Raw genomic sequence first — 17,852 nt, 5'->3', positions numbered from 1 at the left:
GAGAAAACCTGCGACATGGTTCGCCCGCTGCTCTCGCTCACGACCCGAACAACCGATCAAGGCGCAGCAAGGTGATCGCCGTCAGCTCGCGGCGTACCACGTCGCGCTCGGCGGCCTCGTCGTTGGCCAGCCGCTGCCGGGTCGCAGCGAGCATCTGCTCGGCCGACTTGCCGCTGGCGAAGATGAGGAACACGTGGCCGAAACGGTCCTCGTACGCCCGGTTGGCCTCGACCAGCGCGGCCGCGGTCTGCTCGTCGGCGGACGCGGCGCCGGACTGCTCGCGCCGCGACCAGGCCGCCTCGCGGCTCGTGCCCGCGGCCCGCGCGCCGATGCGCGGGTGGGCGTCGAGCGCCTGCCGCACGTCCGGCCAGGACAGTGCCGCGACCGCCCCGGCGGCGACTTCGCGCAGCTCAGCAAGGTCCGTATAGGGCCGCGCGGCCGCCACCGCCCGCGCCCACGCACTCGACGCGTTGCAGGTCAGCAACTCGCGTTCGGCGTCGGGGGCGGGCAGAGCGTTGAACTCGGCCGGCGACATGGAATGAGTCAACTGCCCCGCCCCCTGGCGCTGAAGGGTGAGAAGGACCGAAACTGCAACAAAGCCTGGCTAGGCTCTTTGGAGGTTACGACAAAGGTGGTGCCGCATGCGGCTACGTGACGTGCTGGAACAGCCGGGTGTCCGGCTGCCGGTGCTCGCCGGGGAGGGCGAGCTGGACCGACCCGCCCACCTCGCGTACACCACCGACCTGCTCGACCCGGCGCGTTATCTGGCGGGCGGCGAGGTCGTGCTGACCGGGATGATGTGGCGGCGCGAACCCGCCGACTCCGAGCTGTTCGTCGCCGCGCTGGCCGGGGCCGGGGTGGCCGCGCTCGGCGCGGGCGAGGCGCTGCTCGGGCCGGTCCCCGCCGATCTGGTGGAAGCCTGCCGGCGGCACCGGCTGCCGCTGTTCGCGGTGCCCGCCGAGGTGTCGTTCCGCGAGGTGACCGAACGGATCAACACGGTGCTCTGGGCCGAACGCGAAGCCGGCGCGCTGGCCGCCCGCAGCCGCCGCCGCGGCCGGGTCGCCACCCTCGCCGCCGGAGCCGACCTGGCCGAGGTGTGGCCCGCCACCGGAGCCTGGGTGCTGACCTGCACCGGGCGTGCCGTCGTGGGCGACCCCGCCGGCACGCCGCACGACCTCGCCACCGGGCAGCGGCTCGCCACGGCGTTCCTGCGCGCGGACGCCCTGCCCACCCGCTGCCGGATCGGCGACCGGGAGTTCCACCTCGACGCGCCCGGGCCCGCCGCGACGCCGGGCACCCGCTTCGTCGCCTGCGCCGACCCGGCGCTGCTCGAAGAACTCGTCGAGCTGATCGCCCTCGACGCGGCCCGCCAGGATCGCGCCCGCAGGATCGAACGCCGACTCGCCGCCCAGCTCGCCGACGTGTTGGCGGCCGCCGCCGACCCGGCCGAGATCGCCGCCGCCCTGCACGCCTGCGGCCTGCCGACCACCGGCCCGTACACCGTCCTCGTCGCCTCCCTCCACGCCGGCTCCGCTACGGTCGCCGGCGGTTTCGGGGAGACCGCAGGAATCGGCTTCGCGAAGGGTGCGGTCTCCCCGAAACCGCACGACGCGGACGGCGCCGCTGTCGCGGTGGTGGAGGAGATGGTGCCGGGAGCGGCCGTCGCGATGGTGGCGGGTGAGGTCGTGGCGGTGGTCGTGGGACCGGACCGGCTCGGTGGGCTGCGCGAGACGGCACGGCATCTCACGACGGCGGCCCGGGGGACGCGATTCGCGGCGGGCGTGAGCGAACCCGCTGCGGGCGTCGCCGAGCTGGCCGGGGCATTGTCACAGGCCCGGTACGCCCATGGGTATGCGCTCGACCGGCCGGACCGGGTGTCGGTCGTCGGCAGCGACGAGCTGGCCTCGCACGACCTGCTGCTCGCGGGCGTGCCCCGGGCGGTGCGGCAGGCGTTCGCCGATCGGCTGCTCGCCCCGCTGCGCGCCTACGACGCCGACCACCACGCCGACCTGGTGCGCACCCTGCAGACGTTCCTGGCCTGCGACGGCTCGTGGACGCGCTGCGCGAGCGCGATGCACCTGCACGTCAACACGCTGCGCTACCGCATCCGCCGCATCGCCGACCTGACCGGCCGCGACCTGGACCGCTTCGCCGACCGCGTCGACCTCTACCTCGCCCTCCGCCTGGACGCGTAGCCTCCCGGCCGCCGCGTCACGCGTGGGCGGGCGACATCGCCTCGGCGAGCAGGGCGACCGAGCGCAGGCGGGCCTCGCCGGTGGCGTGGTGGGCGACGATCAGCTCGTCGGCGCCCGCGTGCCGGACGAACGCGTCGAGGTAGTCGCGCACCTCGGCGGGTGTGCCGAGCGCGGAGTACTGCAGCATCTGGTCGACGTGCTGGCCCGCGCCCTGGGCCAGGAGCTGGTCGGCCTGCTCGTCGGTGAAGGTCTGCCCGCGCCCGAACAGCCCCGTCGCGAACGCCCGCCGGGTGCCCTGGAACTGCTCCCGAGCGGCGGCCGCGGTGTCCGCGGCGACGACGTTGACCCCGACGATCACGTGCGGCCGGTCGAGCTGCTCGGAGGGCCGGAACTCCCGCCGGTACGCGGCCACCGCCGCCTCCAGGGCCTGCGGCGCGAAGTGCGAGGCGAACGCGTACGGCAGCCCGAGCGCGGCGGCCAGCGTCGCGCCGAACATCGACGAGCCCAGGATGTACAGCGGGACCTGGGAGCCCTTGCCCGGCACCGCGTCCACGCCGGGGATCCGCGACTTCCCGGCCAGGTAGGCCTGCAGTTCCAGCACGTCGTTCGGGAAGCCCTCGGCCGACTGCGCGTCGCGGCGCAGCGCGCGCATCGTGTTCTGGTCCGAGCCGGGAGCCCGGCCCAGGCCCAGGTCGATGCGCCCCGGGTACATCGCGTCGAGGGTGCCGTACTGCTCGGCGATGGTCAGCGGCGTGTGGTTGGGCAGCATGACGCCGCCCGCGCCGAGCCGGATCTCGCGGGTGAACGTGCCGACGTGTGCGATCAGCACGGCGGGTGCCGAGGACGCGATGGTGGGCATGTTGTGGTGCTCGGCGTACCAGACGCGCCGGTAGCCGTGCTGCTCCGCGGTGCGGGCGAGGTCGACGCTGGCCGCGATGCTGTCGTGCGCGGTCTCGCCGGGGCCGATGCGGGCCAGGTCGAGGATGGAGAGCGGGATCGTCATGCGGCTGTCCTTCTGACTCGAACGGGCACCGGCGGGCCGGTCGGCCCGCGAGACCTGGCACGGTCTCGCGGGCCGCGGCCGGTGCTGCCGGTCCGGCGTGAAACGGAGCACTTGCTCCGCCTGCTCCCCGACCGTAGCACCGAAACGGAGCAGCCGCTCCGGTAGGGTGTTGTGCATGACGTCACTCCCGGCCGCCGCAGCCAGAGCAGCGCGCAGCGACGCCGCCCGCAACCGCGGCCGGCTGCTCGACGCCGCGGCCGGGCTGATCGCCGAGCGCGGCAGCGACGTCGACGTACGCGAGATCGCGCGCCGGGCCGAGGTCGGCATGGGCACCCTCTACCGGCACTTCCCCACCAAGGAGGCGCTGCTCGACGCGGCGCTGGAGCACGTGTTCACCTCATGGGCCACTGCGGCGACGGCCTCGCTGACCGGCCGGGCCTGGCCCGACCTGAGCCGGTTCCTCGCCGACGCGCTGACCCGGCAGACGGCGTCCCCAGGGCTGCTCGACGCCTACTGCCAGGCGCTGCCCGGCCAGGCCGGCAACACCGCCCGCCAGCACTGCCGCCAGCAGGTCGGCCCGCTGATCGCGGAGCTGGTGCGGGCCGCCCACGAGTCCGGTGAACTACGCCCCGACATCACCGCCGAGGACGTCTCCCTGCTGCTGGTGGCCCTCGGCCGGATCGCCCCGGTCGTGCCCGAACCCGCCTGGCGCCGCATCCTGCACGTCTCCCTCGACGGCCTGCGCACCACGGCGGCCACACCCCTGCCGGGCGCTTGACAGCCGGTCAGGCGCCGCCGCCGAGGACGGCGTCGCTCTCGGCGGTCTCCTCGGCGGGCGGGCGGTGCTTGTGCAGCAGCGCGGAGACCGGGGTGCCGGTGTCGTTGACGCGGAGCACGAACGGCCGCTGCGGGGTGTAGCGGATCGCGGTCACCGACGACGGCTCGACCGAGATGCGCTGGAACAGGTCCAGGTGCATGCCCAGCGCGTCCGCCACGATCGCCTTGATCACGTCGCCGTGGCTGCAGGCCAGCCACACCGCGTCAGGGCCGTGCGACTCGGTGATCCGGGCGTCCCAGGCACGTACGGCGGTGACGGCGCGGTTGGCCATGGCCGCCATCGCCTCCCCGCCCGGGAACACGACCGCGGCCGGATGGTGCTGCACGGTCGACCACAGCGGGTTGTCCGCGAGTTCCTTGAGCGAGCGCCCGGACCACTCGCCGTAGCCGCATTCGCGCAGCCCCTCCTCGGCCACCGGCACGACGCCGGGCAGCGCGAGTTCCAGGGTCTGCTTGCAGCGGACCAGTGGGCTGCTCACGACGACGGCCAGGGGCAGCCCGGCCAGCCGCCCCCGGGCCTGCTCGGCCTGGGCGACGCCCACTTCGTCCAGCTCGACGGGCAGGTCCCCGGCGAGGATGCCGTCGGCGTTGGCGGTCGTGCGTCCGTGCCGCAGCAGCAGTAGCGTGGCCACGATCGCCAGCCTAGGTGGCGGAGATGGTGTTCGTGGCGAGCAATGCGATGATCGCGCCGCCCAGAATCACGCGATACCACACGAATGCCATCAGCGAGTGGTGTGCGACGAACTTGAGCAGCCAGGCGATCGAGGCGTACGCCACGAGGAAGCTGACGATCGTGCCGACGATCAGCGAGGCCACGGTCACGGTGGGGCTGCCCAGCGCCTCGGGCAGCTCGTAGATGCCGGCGGCGACGAGTGCGGGCACGCCGAGGAAGAACGACAGCCGGGTGGCGGTGACCCGGTCGATGTCGCGCAGCAGGCCGGTGGTGATGGTGGCGCCGGACCGGGACACGCCCGGGATCAGGGCCAGGCACTGGGCGAAGCCGATGACGAGCGTGTCGGCCAGGCGCAGCTGCTTCTCCCCGCGGACCTGGGTGGCGGCGTACTCGGCGAAGGCCATCACGCCGCTCCACACGATCAGCGACCCGGCCACGAACCACATGCTGCGCAGCGGACCGGTGATGAGGTCCCGGCCGAGGAAGCCGACGATGCCGATCGGGATCGAGCCGGCGATGACGTACCAGGCGAACTTGTAGTCGAAGATCTGGCGCGCCTCGGCGGAGAACAGGCCTTTGAACCAGGCCCCGGCCAGGCGGGTGATGTCCTTGAAGAAGTACACCAGCACCGCCGCGATCGCTCCGATCTGGATCACGGCGGTGAAGGCGGTGACTGCGGGATCGTCGATCGGCAGGCCCATCAACTTCTCGGTGATGGTCAGGTGGCCCGTTGAGGAGATCGGGAGGAATTCGGTGATCCCCTCCACGATGCCCAGCACGATCGCCTGCCAGATCTCGATTTCCACTTAGTCTCCCAGTCCGCTCTCCGCGTACGCTTCGGCCACCGTACGCAAGGTCTCCCTGCCGGAGTCGGCGTCTGCCACGAACAGCGCCAGCGACAGCGTAGTCACGCCCGAATCGGCGAAGTCACGCAGGCGTCGCGCAATGCGCTCCTTGGGCCCCAGCAATGAAGTGCGGTCGATGAACTCCATCGGGATGGCCGCGGCGGCGTCGCGATGGCGCTTGGCCAGGTACAGCTCCTGGACCTGCGCGGCGGCCTCGCCGTAGCCCATGCGGGTGGCGAGATCGTTGTAGAAGTTCTGCTGGCGGCTGCCCATGCCGCCGACGTAGAGCGCCGCGTAGGCGCGCACGAGTTCGGCGCACATCTCGACGTCGTCGCCCACGACGACGGGCACGCTGGGCACGACGTCGAAGCCGTCCATCGTCTTGCCCGCCTTGGCCCGGCCGGCGGCGATCTGGGCCAGCTGCTCCTGCGCGAACTCGGGCGTGTAGAACACGGCGAGCCAGCCGTCCGCGATCTCGCCGGCCAGTTCGAGGTTCTTCGGGCCGACCGCGGCGAGGTAGACCGGGATCTCGCTGCGCAGCGGGTGGAAGTTCAGGCGCAGCGCCTTGCCGGGGCCGTCGGGCAGCGGCAGGGTGTGGAACTCGCCGTCGTAGGTGACCTGCTTGCCGGACAGGGCCAGCTTGACGACGTCGACGTACTCACGGGTGCGGGCCAGGGGCTTGGCGAAGCGCACGCCGTGCCAGCCCTCGGAGACCTGCGGGCCGGACACGCCCAGACCGAGGCGGAAGCGGCCGCCGGACAGCGTGTCGAGGGTGGCGGCGGTCATCGCGGTCGCGGCCGGGGTGCGCCCGGGGATCTGCATGACGGCGCTGCCGATGTCGATGCGCTCGGTCTGCGCGGCGATCCAGGAGAGCAGGGTCGGCGAGTCCGAGCCGTACGACTCGGCCGCCCAGACCACCGAGAAGCCGAGCCGGTCGGCCTCCTGGGCCAGCGCCAGCAGGCTAACGGGTGTGGACCACGGCGTCAGATAGCCGATGTTGAGACCGAGTCGCATGGTGACCTCCGTTGGCCGGGCCGCGTCGGCGGCGGTGGGCCAAGGTTACCGAGTAGTAAGAATCTTGGGAAGGACGACCCCCGGTCTCAGGCCGCGGTCGCGCCGGACGGCGTCCGCAGACCCTCGGCGGCGGGACGGCGGGGCGCGGGAACGGTCGGCACCAGCGCCGGCGGCCGCTTCGCGGCGAGGTCCTCGACCCAGCCGAAGCACAGCACCGCGCAGGCCGTCAGCATCGCCGCGACCGCCGCCGTGAGCGCGGGCGGCCCGGCCAGCCCGCGGAGCAGCCAGGTGCCGAACGCCACCATCGGCAGCTGCCACACGTAGACGGTCACCGCCCGCGCGTTGAGCAGCGCGACCGCCCGGCGCAGCTGCACCGCCGCGGCGAGCCAGGCCAGCCGTGGGCGGGCCCGCAGCGCCACCAGCACCACCCCGGTGCCCCACAGCACCAGTACCAGCGGATCCTGCAGCCCATCCGGGTCGGCGGCGGCGCGCAGCAGCGCGGCCAGGCCCAGCGCCCCCGCCACGGCCAGGCAGGCGGGCCAGGCCAGCCGGTCCAGCAGACCGGACTCGCGGGCGTACCCGAGCACCCAGGCGGTGCCGTACGCGGCGGTGCTCCAGATCACATCGGTGACCCGGGAGCCCGGTAGCGTGAGCACGGTCGAAAAGAGCACGGCCGCCCCGAGCGGCGTCAGCAGCGTCGCCACCGGCGCGCGCTGGAACAGCCACCACAGCAGGGGCGAGAGCAGCACGAACCACAGGTAGACGCGCAGATACCACAGCGTGATGACGAAGGCCGCGCCCCACTCGCTGCCCGGCGGGTTCACCAGCGGGAACACCCACGGAATCAGATCGCTCCAGACGAACGGGTGCCAGCCGTGCAGCAGCATCAGCGGCACCCCGATCGCGCCCAGCATCCACAGCGGCGGCAGCAGGCGGCGCAGTCGCGAGCGCACGGTGCGCCCCGGGCCGCCCCGCCGCAGCGACACCGCGGTCAGGTAACCGGCGAGCCCGAACATGACCCACATCGCGGGCAGCAGCGCGGTCAGCGCGCCCAGCGGCACCGTGTGCTGCAGGAACACCCGGACTATCGCGGCGGCGCGCAGGATGTCGATGTAGGGACTGCGGGGGCGGACGGTGGCCGGCTCAGCCGGACTGCCGCTGGCCGTGGTGGTCATGATGGTTCGGCGCTCCTGGGGGCTGGGTCGACCGTGCACCTCAACCAAAGCCCCCTTCCCTCAAAGCCGGCTCGGTAAACCGCTCCGGCGCCTGGTTTTCGCCCGCACTGCGCACGCGCCACCCACCGATCGCCGCCGCGGTGTCAAGCCGAATACAGTTCACCCCATGCAGCAACGACCGCTCGGCCGTAGCGGGCTGGTGGTCTCCCGCCTCGCCCTGGGCACCATGACCTGGGGTCTGGACACCGATCCGGATGACGCGGGCGCGCAGCTCAAGGCTTATGTGGACGCCGGCGGCACGCTGCTCGACACCGCCGACGTGTACGCCGACGGCGAGGCAGAAGCGGTGCTGGGCACGCTGCTGGACGCCATGGTGTCGCGCGACGACGTGTTGATCGTAGCCAAGGCGGGGCTGCGGGCGCGAGCCGGCCGCCGCCACGACGGCTCCCGCGGGCACCTGCTGCGCACGCTCGACACCACCCTGCGCCGCCTCGGCGTGACCTATGTGGACCTGTGGCAGGTGCACGGCCAGGACCCGGACACCCCGTGGGAGGAGACGCTGGCCGCGCTCGACCACGCGGTCAGCTCGGGCAAGGCCCGCTACGCCGGTGTGTCGAACTTCTCAGGCTGGCAGACCGCCCGCGCCGCGACCTGGCAGCGGGCCTGGCCCGGCCGGGCCCCGATCACGGCCACCCAGATGGAATACTCGCTGCTGCAGCGCGGCATCGAGCGGGAGGTGCTGCCCGCGTGCGCGGCACTGGGCCTGGGCGTGCTGCCGTGGTCACCGCTGGGCCGCGGGGTGCTGACCGGCAAGTACCGCCACGGCCGCCCGGCCGACTCACGGGCCGCGTCGCCACACTTCGAGCGCTCGGTGCTGCCATACCTGCAGCCGCGCTGCTCAGCGATCGTGGAGGCGGTGGCGACCGCCGCCGACGGCCTGGGCGTGTCGGCCGCCGAGGTCGCGCTGGCCTGGGTGCGCGACCGTCCCGGCGTCACCGCGCCGATCCTCGGCGCCCGCAACGTCGGCCAGCTGGTGGCGGCACTGCAGGTCGAAGAGATCGAACTCCCCCTGGAGATCTCCCGCGCGCTCGACGACGTCTCCGCGATCACCGTCGGCTACCCCGAACTCGAATAGCCCACCGACCCCGGATCGCGTTGTCGGGGCCGCGGAACGGGATGTTCTGCCGCATTCGGTACTCGAACGGGCTTAATACGGCTAGATGGGATCCCCGTCCTGCTTGCCTGACCTGGGACAGAGGTGCACCATCGCTCTATGGACTACGAATACGCACCGCTGCGGTTACCTCCGGATGTAGATCGGTTGACCGCCGCGGTGCGGCTCGCGATCCAGGCTGAGTACGGCGGCTGGGAACTGGCCCGCGTGCAGCTGATGAAGGACGGCACCCGCAAGGTGCTGCTCCGCCGGCCGCTGCGGGCCTTCCCCTTGCCCGGCCTCTCCGTCTGACGCTGCGACCAGGCGCACCCGCCCGGTCGGCGGCGGGGCGGAGCCGACGTGCGACGAACGACGCACCGCCGGCCGACGGAACGTGCTCCCATCCGCCCGTCTGGGACCCGAAAGCGGTCAGGAGCGAGGCCCAGGCCTGCTCGCGCGGCGCACGGAAGCCGACCGGGTCGCCCCGCCCCGAAACGCAGGCGGCGCGCACCCCGTCCGGGTACGCGCCGCAGCCGATGGATCAGGACGTCAGTCCTGGTCCTCCATGATGTCGCCGTTGAGGTGCTCGTCCAGGCGGGCCACCAGCTTGTCGGAGGCGCCCAGGGTGAACGGGCCGTTGGCGTCGGTCTCCTCGAAGTCGTCGGGCTCCAGGGACTTGTCCACCTCGGCGACGGTGACGATGCCGTCCAGCGGCTCCAGCTCCGGGATGTCCAGCGCGGCGAGCGAGCCGTCGGAGCTCTGCAGCAGCTCCAGCACCGCGTCGGCGACCGAGGCCACCGGCTCGGAGTCGGCGTCGCTGAGACCGGCCTCACGGCGGGCCAGCTCGGCGGCGCTGATCAGCGCGGACACGCTCGGGATCAGGTAGTCGCGGCGCTGCCGGACCGAGATCACCTTCGGGTGCGGGTCGGTCGGGGCCTGCTCGGCGGCGACGAGGTCGGCCATGAACCGGTCGGCCTTCTCCAGGTCGATCGGCTCCACCTCCCAGGGCAGCGGCTCGCCGTACGTCTCCGAGAGGGCGTCGTCGTAGGTGACGGCGGCGTTGTTGAACGCCACGTAGGCACGCCAGACGTCATCGCTGTCGACCTCACCCTTGGCGTCGCGTACAGCGGCCAGGTGCGCCCGGGCGGCGGTGATCATCTCTTCCAGCGCGGCCTCGACGGCGGCGTGGTTGTCGCTCATTACTCGGTTACTCCTTCATACGACGAGACAGGCCGGTTCCCGGCCGCGCACGACCGGGCCTAACTCTGCCGCAGGAACCTGTCCAGTACCCGCACGCCGAACTGTAGTCCCTCCACCGGCACGCGCTCGTCGATGCCATGGAACAACGCGGAGAAGTTCAGGTCGGGCGGCAGGCGCAGCGGGGCGAAACCGAAGCAGCGGATACCGAGCCGGGCGAACGACTTGGCGTCGGTGCCACCCGAAAGCATGTACGGGACTGCGTGCGCGCCCGGGTCCTCGGCCTTGAGCGCCAGTGCCATCGCATCCACCAGCGCCCCGTCGAACCCGGTCTCCAGCGCGGGCTGGCGGTGAATCGACTCTATCTCCAGATCCGGCCCGAGCACCTCCACCAGCTGCTCGCGGAACAGCTCGAACTGCCCCGGCAGGGTCCGGCAGTCGATCGTGGCGCTCGCCCGCCCGGGGATGACGTTGTCCTTGTAACCGGCGTTCAGGCGGGTCGGGTTGGCGGTGTTGCGGATCGTGGCGCCGATCATGGTGGCGATCGGGCCGAGCTTGGCGATGGCCGCCTCGGGGTCGTCCGGGTCGATCTCGATCTGCAGCGCCTCGCCGACCTCCTCCAGGAAGGCCCGCACGGTCGGGGTCACCACGACCGGGAAGCGGTGGCGGCCGACGCGCGCGACGGCCTCGGACAGCGCCGTCACGGCGTTGTCGTCGTGCACGAAGGAGCCGTGGCCGGGGCGGCCGGTGGCGTGCACGCGCAGCCAGTCGATGCCCTTCTCGGCCGTCTGGATCATGTAGAGGCGCAGGTCGTTGCTGACCGTGTAGGAGAAGCCGCCGACCTCGCCGATCGCCTCGGTGCAGCCCTCGAACAGGTCCCGGTGCTCGTCGACGAGGAACGCCGCGCCGTAGTCGCTGCCCGCCTCCTCGTCGGCGGTGTAGGCGAGCACGATGTCGCGCGGCGGCACGTAGCCGGTCCGCTGCCAGTCGCGCACCACGGCCAGCGACATGGCGTCGAAGTCCTTCATGTCGACCGCGCCGCGACCCCAGATGAAGTCGTCCTTGATCTCCCCCGAGAACGGGTGCACCGACCACTCGCTCGCGTCGGCCGGCACCACGTCCAGGTGCCCGTGGATCAGCAGCGCCCCGCGCGAGGAGTCCGCGCCCGGGATGCGGGTGACCACGCTGGCCCGGCCCGGCCGGCTCTCCAGCAGCTGCGGGTCGAGGCCGACCTCGCTGAGCTTGGTCGCGACGTACTCGGCGGCGCCCCGCTCCCCGGCGCTGGTGGCCAGATCACCCGTGTTGGTGGTGTCGATGCGGATCAGGTCGCGGCAGAGGTCGATAACCTCGTCAGTGGCGGGCGTACGCATAAGGATCTTCCTACCAGGTCGGGGCGGAATGTCCCAGCGCAGGACGCGGCCGCTTCCCGCTCGATGCAGAACAGGCTAGGCTCACCTAACCCCGACGACCGCTGGAGAACCCGTGACCGCCACCCGGCCCGAACCCGCCGGTGAGAGCTTCGCCGAACTGCTCGGCGGACGCCGCGCCGCGCTGGACGCCACGCTCGGCCCCCTGGCCTTCGGCATCGCCTTCGTGGCCGGCGACCGCTCGATCGAGTGGGGCGCGGGTGCGGCGGTCGCGGTCACCGTGGTGATCGGGGTGTGGCGGGTGCTGCGCGGCGACAAGCTCGGCGCGGTGCTGGTCGGTCTGCTCGGCGTGGTCGTCGCCGCGCTGATCGCGCTGTACACCGACCGCCCCGAGGCGTTCTTCCTGATCCGCATCGCCACCAACGCCGCCAGCGCGCTGGCCTGGGCGGTCAGCATCGTGCTGCGCTGGCCGCTGCTCGGCGTGGTCGTCGGCGGGGTGCTCGGCCAGCGCAGTTCGTGGCGGCGCGACCCGGCGCTGCTGCGCGCGTACAGCCGGGCCAGCTGGATCTGGGTGATGCAGTACGTCGTGCGGCTCGCGGTCTGGCTGCCGCTGGCCTGGGCGGGCCAGACCGAGGCGCTGGCGTTCAGCTTCGTGGCGCTGACCTGGCCGGTGGTCGCGGCGTGCCTGGCCGTCAGCTGGTACGTGATGCGCCGATCCCTGCCCGAGGACCACCCCGGCCTGCGCCACCCCGTGATCAAAACCGCGCCCGCCGAGGTCTAGCCTCGCCCGGTGAGCCTCACCACGGAGCCCCTGCACGCCCGCCCCCGCCCGCAGGAGCAGCTCGACCGGCTGTTCGACGGCGGCTGGCCGGAGTTCATCTTCCACGACCAGGAGACCGGACTGCACATCGGACGCGTCCGTGAGCTGTTCGCCGAGCTGGAGTTGGTGCTGCTCGACGGCGACGAGCCCGTCGCGGCGGGCTGGGCGGTGCCGCTGTGCTGGAACGGCGAGGTCGACGACCTGCCCACCGGGTACAACGACAGCCTCGCCCGCGCCCTGGCGGCGCATGACGCCGGGCGCACGCCGGATACGCACGCCGTGCTCGCCGCGCAGGTGCACCCCGACCGGACGGGCGCGGGACTGGCCGCGAAGCTGCTCACCGCACTGTGCGAGGACGCCGCGCGGCGCGGCCGCACCCGGGTGATCTGCCCGGTCCGGCCCACGCACAAGGCCCGCTACCCGCTCACCCCGATCGAGCGCTACCAGGAGTGGACCCGGCCGGACGGGCTGCCGCAGGACCCGTGGCTGCGCACCCATGTCCGGATGGGCGCGCAGGTGCTGGCCGCCGCGCCCCGCTCGCAGGTCATCACCGGCACGGTGGCCGACTGGGAGAGCTGGACCGGCCTGGCGCTGCCCGACTCGGGCGACTACGTCATCCCCGCCGGGCTGAGCACCCTGCGCGTCGATCGCGCGGCCGACACCGGGGTGTACACCGAACCCAACATCTGGGTCCGCCACCGCTGATCCGGCTACCGTCTGCCATCGATCTATAACACAACGTTCATGTAACATCCATGCGAACGCATGCGCGAAACCGCATACAGCGTGCTTCACTGGACTTTGTGGACGGCGAGCCGACTGCGCCGGTTGCCCGGTCCGCCGTCGGCAGTCACACCGGACGGCAGGCCCTGCCCGGCACGCGCGTTGCACAACGCGCTGGTCGGCTCGACGTTCCCACTCCCCGCCCATCGTCCTCGGTGCGGTCGGCGGACCGCCGCGCGCCGGGGGCCGTGGAAGAATCGCGCGATGCGCAGCCCCACCCAGCCTGAGCTCACCCCCGACGACGTCGCGGCGATGGTGCGCGCGGCCTTCGGGTCCGGCCTGACCGTCGCGGCTCGCGCGGAGCTGTCCGGCGGCGGGTTCGCGGCGGTGTGGCGGGTACGCCTGTCCGACGGCCGCGAGGTCGTGCTCAAGGTCGGCCCGTCCCCCGAGATCCCGCTGCTCACCTACGAGCAAGGCATGATCGCCTGCGAGGCGGCGTACTTCCGGCTGGTCGCCGGCCAGGTGCCCGACGTGCCCGTCCCGCGCGTGCTGCACCACGGCGACGGCTGGCTGTTCACCACGTTCCTGCCCGGTGTGGCGCTCAGCGCCGACCGCGACGGCGACCACGACGCGGTGCGCGCACACCTCGGCGCGGCCGTGGCCCGCGTGCACACGGTCACCGGCGACCGCCTCGGCTACCCCGGCTCGCGGCCGCAGGCGGCCACCTGGCGCGCGGCGTTCACCGCGATGGTCGAGGCGATGCTCGCCGACGCGGCCGCCTGGCAGGTGGCCCTGCCCGTGCCCGCCGACGTGATCCGCCGCGTGGTCGCGGACAGTCCCGAGCTGGACGAGGTCGAGCGGCCCGCGCTGGTCCACTTCGACCTGTGGGACGGCAACGTGCTCGCCGCGGGCGGCCGGCTCACCGGCCTGGTCGACGGCGAGCGCTACCTGTACGGCGACCCCCTGGTCGACTTCGTGTCGCCGCTGCTGCTGCGCCGGGTCGAGGACGAGCCGGAGCATCCGTTCGTGCGCGGCTACGCCGCCGCGACCGGCGCGCCGGTGGCCTTCGACGCCGCGGCCCGGCGCCGGCTCGCGCTGTACCGCCTCTACCTCTACCTGCTGATGACGGTGGAGGTGCCCAGCCGCGGCATCACCGACGAGTGGCGGCAGACCGGCCTGGCCCGCCTGCTGACCGAAGAGGTCGAGCTGCTCACCCGCTGACGTGTCAACGCGACGTTGACACCGCGATGGTCGGCCGACGACCATGGCGCCGTGACCCCCTCCGCCATCGACGACCTGGACTCGCACCGTTCCGGCTCGGCCTCTGCCGCCGGCGGCCTGGACCGGCTCCGTCACGGCACGCCGGCTCCCAGCGGAGAGCCGCATCGTCATCATGTCGGCACGGTCGGCCTGGACCAGCACCGGCGCGTGCTGGCGGCCGTGCGGGGCGACGCGGAGGAGATCGTCGGCGCGCTGGCGGACCTGCGCAGCCTGCGCGCCGCGATCGACGACGCGGAGCGCGACCTGCTGGCCGCCGCCCGTCGGCGGGGCGTGAGCTGGAATCGGGTCGCGGCGGCGCTCGGCCTGCGCTCGCGCCAGGCCGCGGAGCAGCGCGCGGCCCGGCTCGGCGAGCAGGCGGCCGCCACCGACGATCGCGATTGTCAACACTGCGTTGACACTGCCCCGGTCGCCGCGCTGCGCGCCGCCGCCCGTTCCGCGGCGGCGCGGATGGCCGCGGACCCGCCCTGGGACGGCACCCGCCCACGCGCCGCGCTGGTGCGCACGGGTCTCACCGCGGCCGCCGACGCCCCGGCTGGAGCACTGTATTCCCTGGTTAAACACGCAGTGGACGACCTCGACACCGTCGATCTGGACGGCCGTCCGGTGCTGCTGCGGGTCGCCGTGGCCGAGCTGCGCCGGGCGTACCGGGCCGCTACGCCCGGTGCCGGCACCGGAGTCCACGCCGGCTGACGTCCACATTGACAGGCCACCGCGGGCCGCCCATGATGAGCCGCTCGGACTCAACTATGGGGAGGAAGTCATGGGCGGCGGACCGACGGCGGTGCTCGGCGACCGCAATGCCAGGCTGTTTCTCGGGGTCACCCTCGCTTCCGGATTCGGCAGCACGGCCATGTCGCTGGCCGCGTCGGTGTGGGTGCTCACGCTGACCGGCTCGGCGAGCCTCGCCGCGCTGTGCGGCCTGTGCGTCTACCTGCCGTCGCTGGCCGGCCCGGTGCTGGGCGCCCTGGTCGACCGGCTGCCCCGGCAGCGGCTGCTGGTGACGACCAGCATCGCCATGGCCGCCGTCCTGCTGACCCTGCTCGCCGTACGCGGACCCGCCCAGACCTGGCTGATCTTCGCGGTGATGCTCGGCTACGGCGTCAGCTTCGTGCTGCTCGACGCGGGCGAGGCCGTGATCCTCCAGGCGGCCGTGCCCGCCGACCGGCTCGGCGGCGTGAACAGCCTGCGGATGAGCCTGCAGGAGGGCTTGAAACTCGTCGCGCCGCTGGCCGGGGCGGCGCTGTTCACGCTGCACGGCGGCCCCTCGGTGGCCGTGCTCGCCGCGCTGGCGCTGGCCCTGGCCGCCGCCTGCTACGCGGCCATCCGCCCCGGCGCCCTGCCCGCGACCACACCCGGCACGGGCTCGCTGCTGCGGCACACCCGCGAGGGCATGGGCTTCCTGTGGCGGCACCCGACGCTGCGCGCGCTCGTGGCGACCGGTTCGGCGGCGGTGGCGATGTCGGGGCTGTCCAACGCGGCGGCATACCTGGTCATCGTCGAGGATCTGGGGCGGGCGCCCGAGTTCGCCGGCGTGCTGGCCGCGGCGCAGGGCGCCGGGTCGGTCGCGGGCGGGCTGCTGTGCGGGCGGCTGCTGGACCGCCGCGGCGAGCCCGCCGTGGCGTGGTGGGGCGCCGCGCTGTCCGCGCTCGGCCTGGCGCTGCAGTGCGTACCGTCGACGCCGGCCGTCGCCCTGGGCCGGGTGCTGCTCGGCGTGGGTCTGCCGTGGACGGTCGTCGCCGCGATGACGGCCGTGCAGCGGTATACGCCCGCGGAGCTGATCGGCCGGGTCGCCGCGACGGCCGGCACCGCCCTGTTCGCCCCGACGGCGCTGACCATCGCCGTCGGCGCGGGCGCGGTCGAACTGCTCGACCACCGCGTCGTGCTCGGCGTCGCCGCGGCTCTCACCTTCCTGGCCGCAACGCGCATCGGCCGCCGACCCGAGACCGATGCGCCCTCCCCGCGTCCTGCCGACCGCGACGGCTACACGCCGGGCGCGGCCGGCTGGGGCGGCGGCCACGGACGCGCGTGCGACGGGCCGGACTGCGCATCGTGAACGTCGGGCCGTGGTGGCGGCCAGGGTCGCGCCAGGGGTTCGGCCTGCACGGTGTCGGAGACCGAGGGGCCGGGCAGCGCCCGCGAACCGGCCGGGTCAGCGGTGGCCGCGAACGCCGCCGCCAGCAGCGCCACGACGCCCAGTGCCAGTGCCGGTCGGGGCCGGCGATTCGAGGACACCGACCACCCCCCATTGATCATGTTCCTCAGCCCATTATCCGCCGGTTCGCCGCGCTCGGCAGCCTGACCGGGCGACGATGGGTCGGTGACCGGCTGGGTGCTGCACGTGGACCTGGACCAGTTCGTGGCCGCGGTCGAGGTGCTGCGCCGTCCGGAGCTGCGCGGGCGGCCGGTGGTGGTGGGTGGGGACGGCGACCCGAGCAAACGCGGCGTGGTCAGCACCGCCTCGTACGAGGCGCGGGAGTACGGCGTGCACTCGGGGCAGCCGTTGCGCGTCGCCGCCCGCAGGTGCCCGGACGCGGTGTTCCTGCCCGTCGACTCCGCCGCGTACGAGCAGGCGTCGGCGCTGGTCATGGCGGCGCTGCGGGACACCGGCGCGGTGGTGGAGGTGCTCGGCTGGGACGAGGCGTTCCTCGCCCTGGACACCGGCGACCCGGAGGCCGCCGCCCGCGACGTCCAGCGGCGGGTGCGGGACGCGACCGGCCTCGACTGCACCGTCGGCATCGGCGACAACCGCCTGCGCGCCAAGCTCGCCACCGGGTTCGGCAAGCCCGCCGGCGTGTTCCGGCTGACGCGGTCGAACTGGGGCGAGGTGATGGACGCCCGGCCCACCGACGCGCTGTGGGGCATCGGTGCGAAGACCGCGAAACGGCTCGCCTCGCGGGGCCTGCACACCGTCGCCGAGCTGGCCGCCGCCGACCCGCAGGAACTGGCCGCCGCACTGGGGCCGGCCACCGGGCCCTGGCTGGTGCGGCTCGCGCACGGCGAGGACGACACCCCGGTGACAGGAGCGCCCTACGTCGCGCGGTCGCTGAGCAAGGAGACGACGTTCCAGGCCGACCTCGAAGACTGGGCCGAGGTGCGCCGGGAGGTGCTGGTGCTGGCCGTGCGGGTCGCCGACGCGGTGGCGGCGCAGGAGCGCGCGGTGGGGCGGGTGGTGGTGAAGGTGCGCTACGCCCCGTTCACCACCCGCACCCACGGCCACACCCTCGACGCGCCCACCACCGACCCGGCGGCCGTCGAACGGGCCGCCCTGGCAGCTCTGGCCGCCTTCCCCGCCGACCGCCCGGTCCGCCTGCTCGGCGTCCGCGCCGAGTTCACCCCGCCCGGCTGACAAGCCCTCGCGGGGCGGTTACTCGGCGGCCTGCTCCGAGGTGCGGCGCTCGGTGTAGAGGTCGGGGCCGCGCTCGGCACGCAGGGTGCGGATGTCCGACTCGGCCAGGATCGCCTCCGCCTGGGCCTGGGGATCGTCGCTGCCGACGGCCAGTTCCTCGGGCAGCAGCTTCTCGGCGCGTGAGGTGGTGCGGTCCTCGTCCATGACTGACGGCTACCTCGCC

The 17,852-nt window shown here is 73.4% G+C and carries 19 protein-coding genes; 10 read left to right on the top strand and 9 right to left on the bottom strand.

All coding sequences use genetic code 11. From position 1 onward, the window contains the following. Nucleotides 1-37: 37 nt before the first annotated feature. Nucleotides 38-535, bottom strand: a complete 498-nt coding sequence (gene uraD / locus F9C41_RS32360; RefSeq protein WP_155390599.1) for a 2-oxo-4-hydroxy-4-carboxy-5-ureidoimidazoline decarboxylase — start codon at nucleotides 533-535, stop codon at nucleotides 38-40. Nucleotides 536-641: 106 nt separating this feature from the next. Between uraD and F9C41_RS32355 the strand changes: the two genes are divergently transcribed. Continuing rightward, nucleotides 642-2,195 (top strand): PucR family transcriptional regulator, encoded by a 1,554-nt coding sequence (locus F9C41_RS32355; protein ID WP_155390598.1) that lies wholly within the window; start codon nucleotides 642-644, stop codon nucleotides 2,193-2,195. A gap of 16 nt (nucleotides 2,196-2,211) precedes the next feature. Here F9C41_RS32355 and F9C41_RS32350 read toward each other — a convergent pair whose 3' ends face one another. Then, nucleotides 2,212-3,198, bottom strand: coding sequence for an LLM class flavin-dependent oxidoreductase (locus tag F9C41_RS32350; protein WP_155390597.1), 987 nt, complete (start codon nucleotides 3,196-3,198; stop codon nucleotides 2,212-2,214). 175 nt (nucleotides 3,199-3,373) lie between these two features. Here F9C41_RS32350 and F9C41_RS32345 point away from each other — a divergent pair, with 175 nt between their 5' ends. Further along, the gene (locus tag F9C41_RS32345) at nucleotides 3,374-3,976 is read left to right on the top strand and encodes a TetR/AcrR family transcriptional regulator (protein WP_155390596.1); all 603 of its coding nucleotides are present in this window, start codon (nucleotides 3,374-3,376) and stop codon (nucleotides 3,974-3,976) included. 7 nt (nucleotides 3,977-3,983) lie between these two features. Here the strand turns inward: F9C41_RS32345 and F9C41_RS32340 are convergent, their stop codons facing one another. The 4 genes from F9C41_RS32340 to F9C41_RS32325 all read right to left on the bottom strand — a co-directional run bounded on the left by F9C41_RS32340 (nucleotide 3,984) and on the right by F9C41_RS32325 (nucleotide 7,742). Further along, nucleotides 3,984-4,676, bottom strand: a complete 693-nt coding sequence (locus F9C41_RS32340) for an MSMEG_4193 family putative phosphomutase (protein WP_155390595.1) — start codon at nucleotides 4,674-4,676, stop codon at nucleotides 3,984-3,986. Between the two features lies 1 nt (nucleotide 4,677). Continuing rightward, nucleotides 4,678-5,508: an undecaprenyl-diphosphate phosphatase gene (locus F9C41_RS32335; RefSeq protein ID WP_155390696.1), complete on the bottom strand. Its 831-nt coding sequence runs from the start codon at nucleotides 5,506-5,508 to the stop codon at nucleotides 4,678-4,680. 6 nt (nucleotides 5,509-5,514) lie between these two features. Continuing rightward, nucleotides 5,515-6,567, bottom strand: a complete 1,053-nt coding sequence (locus F9C41_RS32330) for an LLM class F420-dependent oxidoreductase (protein WP_155390594.1) — start codon at nucleotides 6,565-6,567, stop codon at nucleotides 5,515-5,517. An 86-nt stretch (nucleotides 6,568-6,653) separates the two neighbouring features. After that, nucleotides 6,654-7,742, bottom strand: coding sequence for an acyltransferase family protein (locus F9C41_RS32325; protein WP_155390593.1), 1,089 nt, complete (start codon nucleotides 7,740-7,742; stop codon nucleotides 6,654-6,656). A 166-nt stretch (nucleotides 7,743-7,908) separates the two neighbouring features. Here F9C41_RS32325 and F9C41_RS32320 point away from each other — a divergent pair, with 166 nt between their 5' ends. Both F9C41_RS32320 and F9C41_RS32315 read left to right on the top strand, forming a co-directional pair. Further along, complete coding sequence (locus F9C41_RS32320) at nucleotides 7,909-8,877, top strand: aldo/keto reductase (protein WP_155390592.1); 969 nt, start codon at nucleotides 7,909-7,911, stop codon at nucleotides 8,875-8,877. Between the two features lie 138 nt (nucleotides 8,878-9,015). Further along, the gene (locus F9C41_RS32315; RefSeq protein WP_120315679.1) at nucleotides 9,016-9,207 is read left to right on the top strand and encodes a DUF5703 family protein; all 192 of its coding nucleotides are present in this window, start codon (nucleotides 9,016-9,018) and stop codon (nucleotides 9,205-9,207) included. Nucleotides 9,208-9,444: 237 nt separating this feature from the next. Here F9C41_RS32315 and F9C41_RS32310 read toward each other — a convergent pair whose 3' ends face one another. Continuing rightward, nucleotides 9,445-10,095, bottom strand: coding sequence for a hypothetical protein (locus tag F9C41_RS32310; RefSeq protein ID WP_120315680.1), 651 nt, complete (start codon nucleotides 10,093-10,095; stop codon nucleotides 9,445-9,447). Between the two features lie 59 nt (nucleotides 10,096-10,154). Continuing rightward, nucleotides 10,155-11,462, bottom strand: a complete 1,308-nt coding sequence (locus tag F9C41_RS32305; protein ID WP_155390591.1) for a M20/M25/M40 family metallo-hydrolase — start codon at nucleotides 11,460-11,462, stop codon at nucleotides 10,155-10,157. A 112-nt stretch (nucleotides 11,463-11,574) separates the two neighbouring features. On the opposite strand from F9C41_RS32305, the gene F9C41_RS32300 reads away from it, so the two are divergent. The 6 genes from F9C41_RS32300 to F9C41_RS32275 all read left to right on the top strand — a co-directional run bounded on the left by F9C41_RS32300 (nucleotide 11,575) and on the right by F9C41_RS32275 (nucleotide 17,629). Further along, a complete protein-coding gene (locus F9C41_RS32300) occupies nucleotides 11,575-12,240 on the top strand; it encodes a DUF3159 domain-containing protein (protein WP_155390590.1) in 666 nt (221 codons plus the stop codon). Nucleotides 12,241-12,249: 9 nt separating this feature from the next. After that, nucleotides 12,250-12,984: a 50S ribosomal protein L36 gene (locus tag F9C41_RS32295; RefSeq protein ID WP_155390589.1), complete on the top strand. Its 735-nt coding sequence runs from the start codon at nucleotides 12,250-12,252 to the stop codon at nucleotides 12,982-12,984. A 282-nt stretch (nucleotides 12,985-13,266) separates the two neighbouring features. Then, complete coding sequence (locus tag F9C41_RS32290) at nucleotides 13,267-14,223, top strand: phosphotransferase family protein (RefSeq protein WP_155390588.1); 957 nt, start codon at nucleotides 13,267-13,269, stop codon at nucleotides 14,221-14,223. A 51-nt stretch (nucleotides 14,224-14,274) separates the two neighbouring features. Then, complete coding sequence (locus F9C41_RS32285) at nucleotides 14,275-14,973, top strand: hypothetical protein (protein WP_155390587.1); 699 nt, start codon at nucleotides 14,275-14,277, stop codon at nucleotides 14,971-14,973. Nucleotides 14,974-15,043: 70 nt separating this feature from the next. Beyond that, the gene (locus F9C41_RS32280; protein WP_230690179.1) at nucleotides 15,044-16,336 is read left to right on the top strand and encodes an MFS transporter; all 1,293 of its coding nucleotides are present in this window, start codon (nucleotides 15,044-15,046) and stop codon (nucleotides 16,334-16,336) included. Nucleotides 16,337-16,600: 264 nt separating this feature from the next. After that, a complete protein-coding gene (locus F9C41_RS32275) occupies nucleotides 16,601-17,629 on the top strand; it encodes a DNA polymerase IV (RefSeq protein ID WP_155390586.1) in 1,029 nt (342 codons plus the stop codon). An 18-nt stretch (nucleotides 17,630-17,647) separates the two neighbouring features. On the opposite strand, the gene F9C41_RS32270 is transcribed toward F9C41_RS32275, so the two are convergent. Next, complete coding sequence (locus F9C41_RS32270; RefSeq protein ID WP_155390585.1) at nucleotides 17,648-17,833, bottom strand: hypothetical protein; 186 nt, start codon at nucleotides 17,831-17,833, stop codon at nucleotides 17,648-17,650. Nucleotides 17,834-17,852 lie beyond the last annotated feature (19 nt).

This window comes from Catellatospora paridis, assembly GCF_009720365.1.
GTDB classification, from domain to species: domain Bacteria; phylum Actinomycetota; class Actinomycetes; order Mycobacteriales; family Micromonosporaceae; genus Catellatospora; species Catellatospora paridis.
The sequence above is the reverse complement of the archived record's forward strand: the minus strand, read 5'-3'. Positions and strand labels throughout refer to the sequence as shown.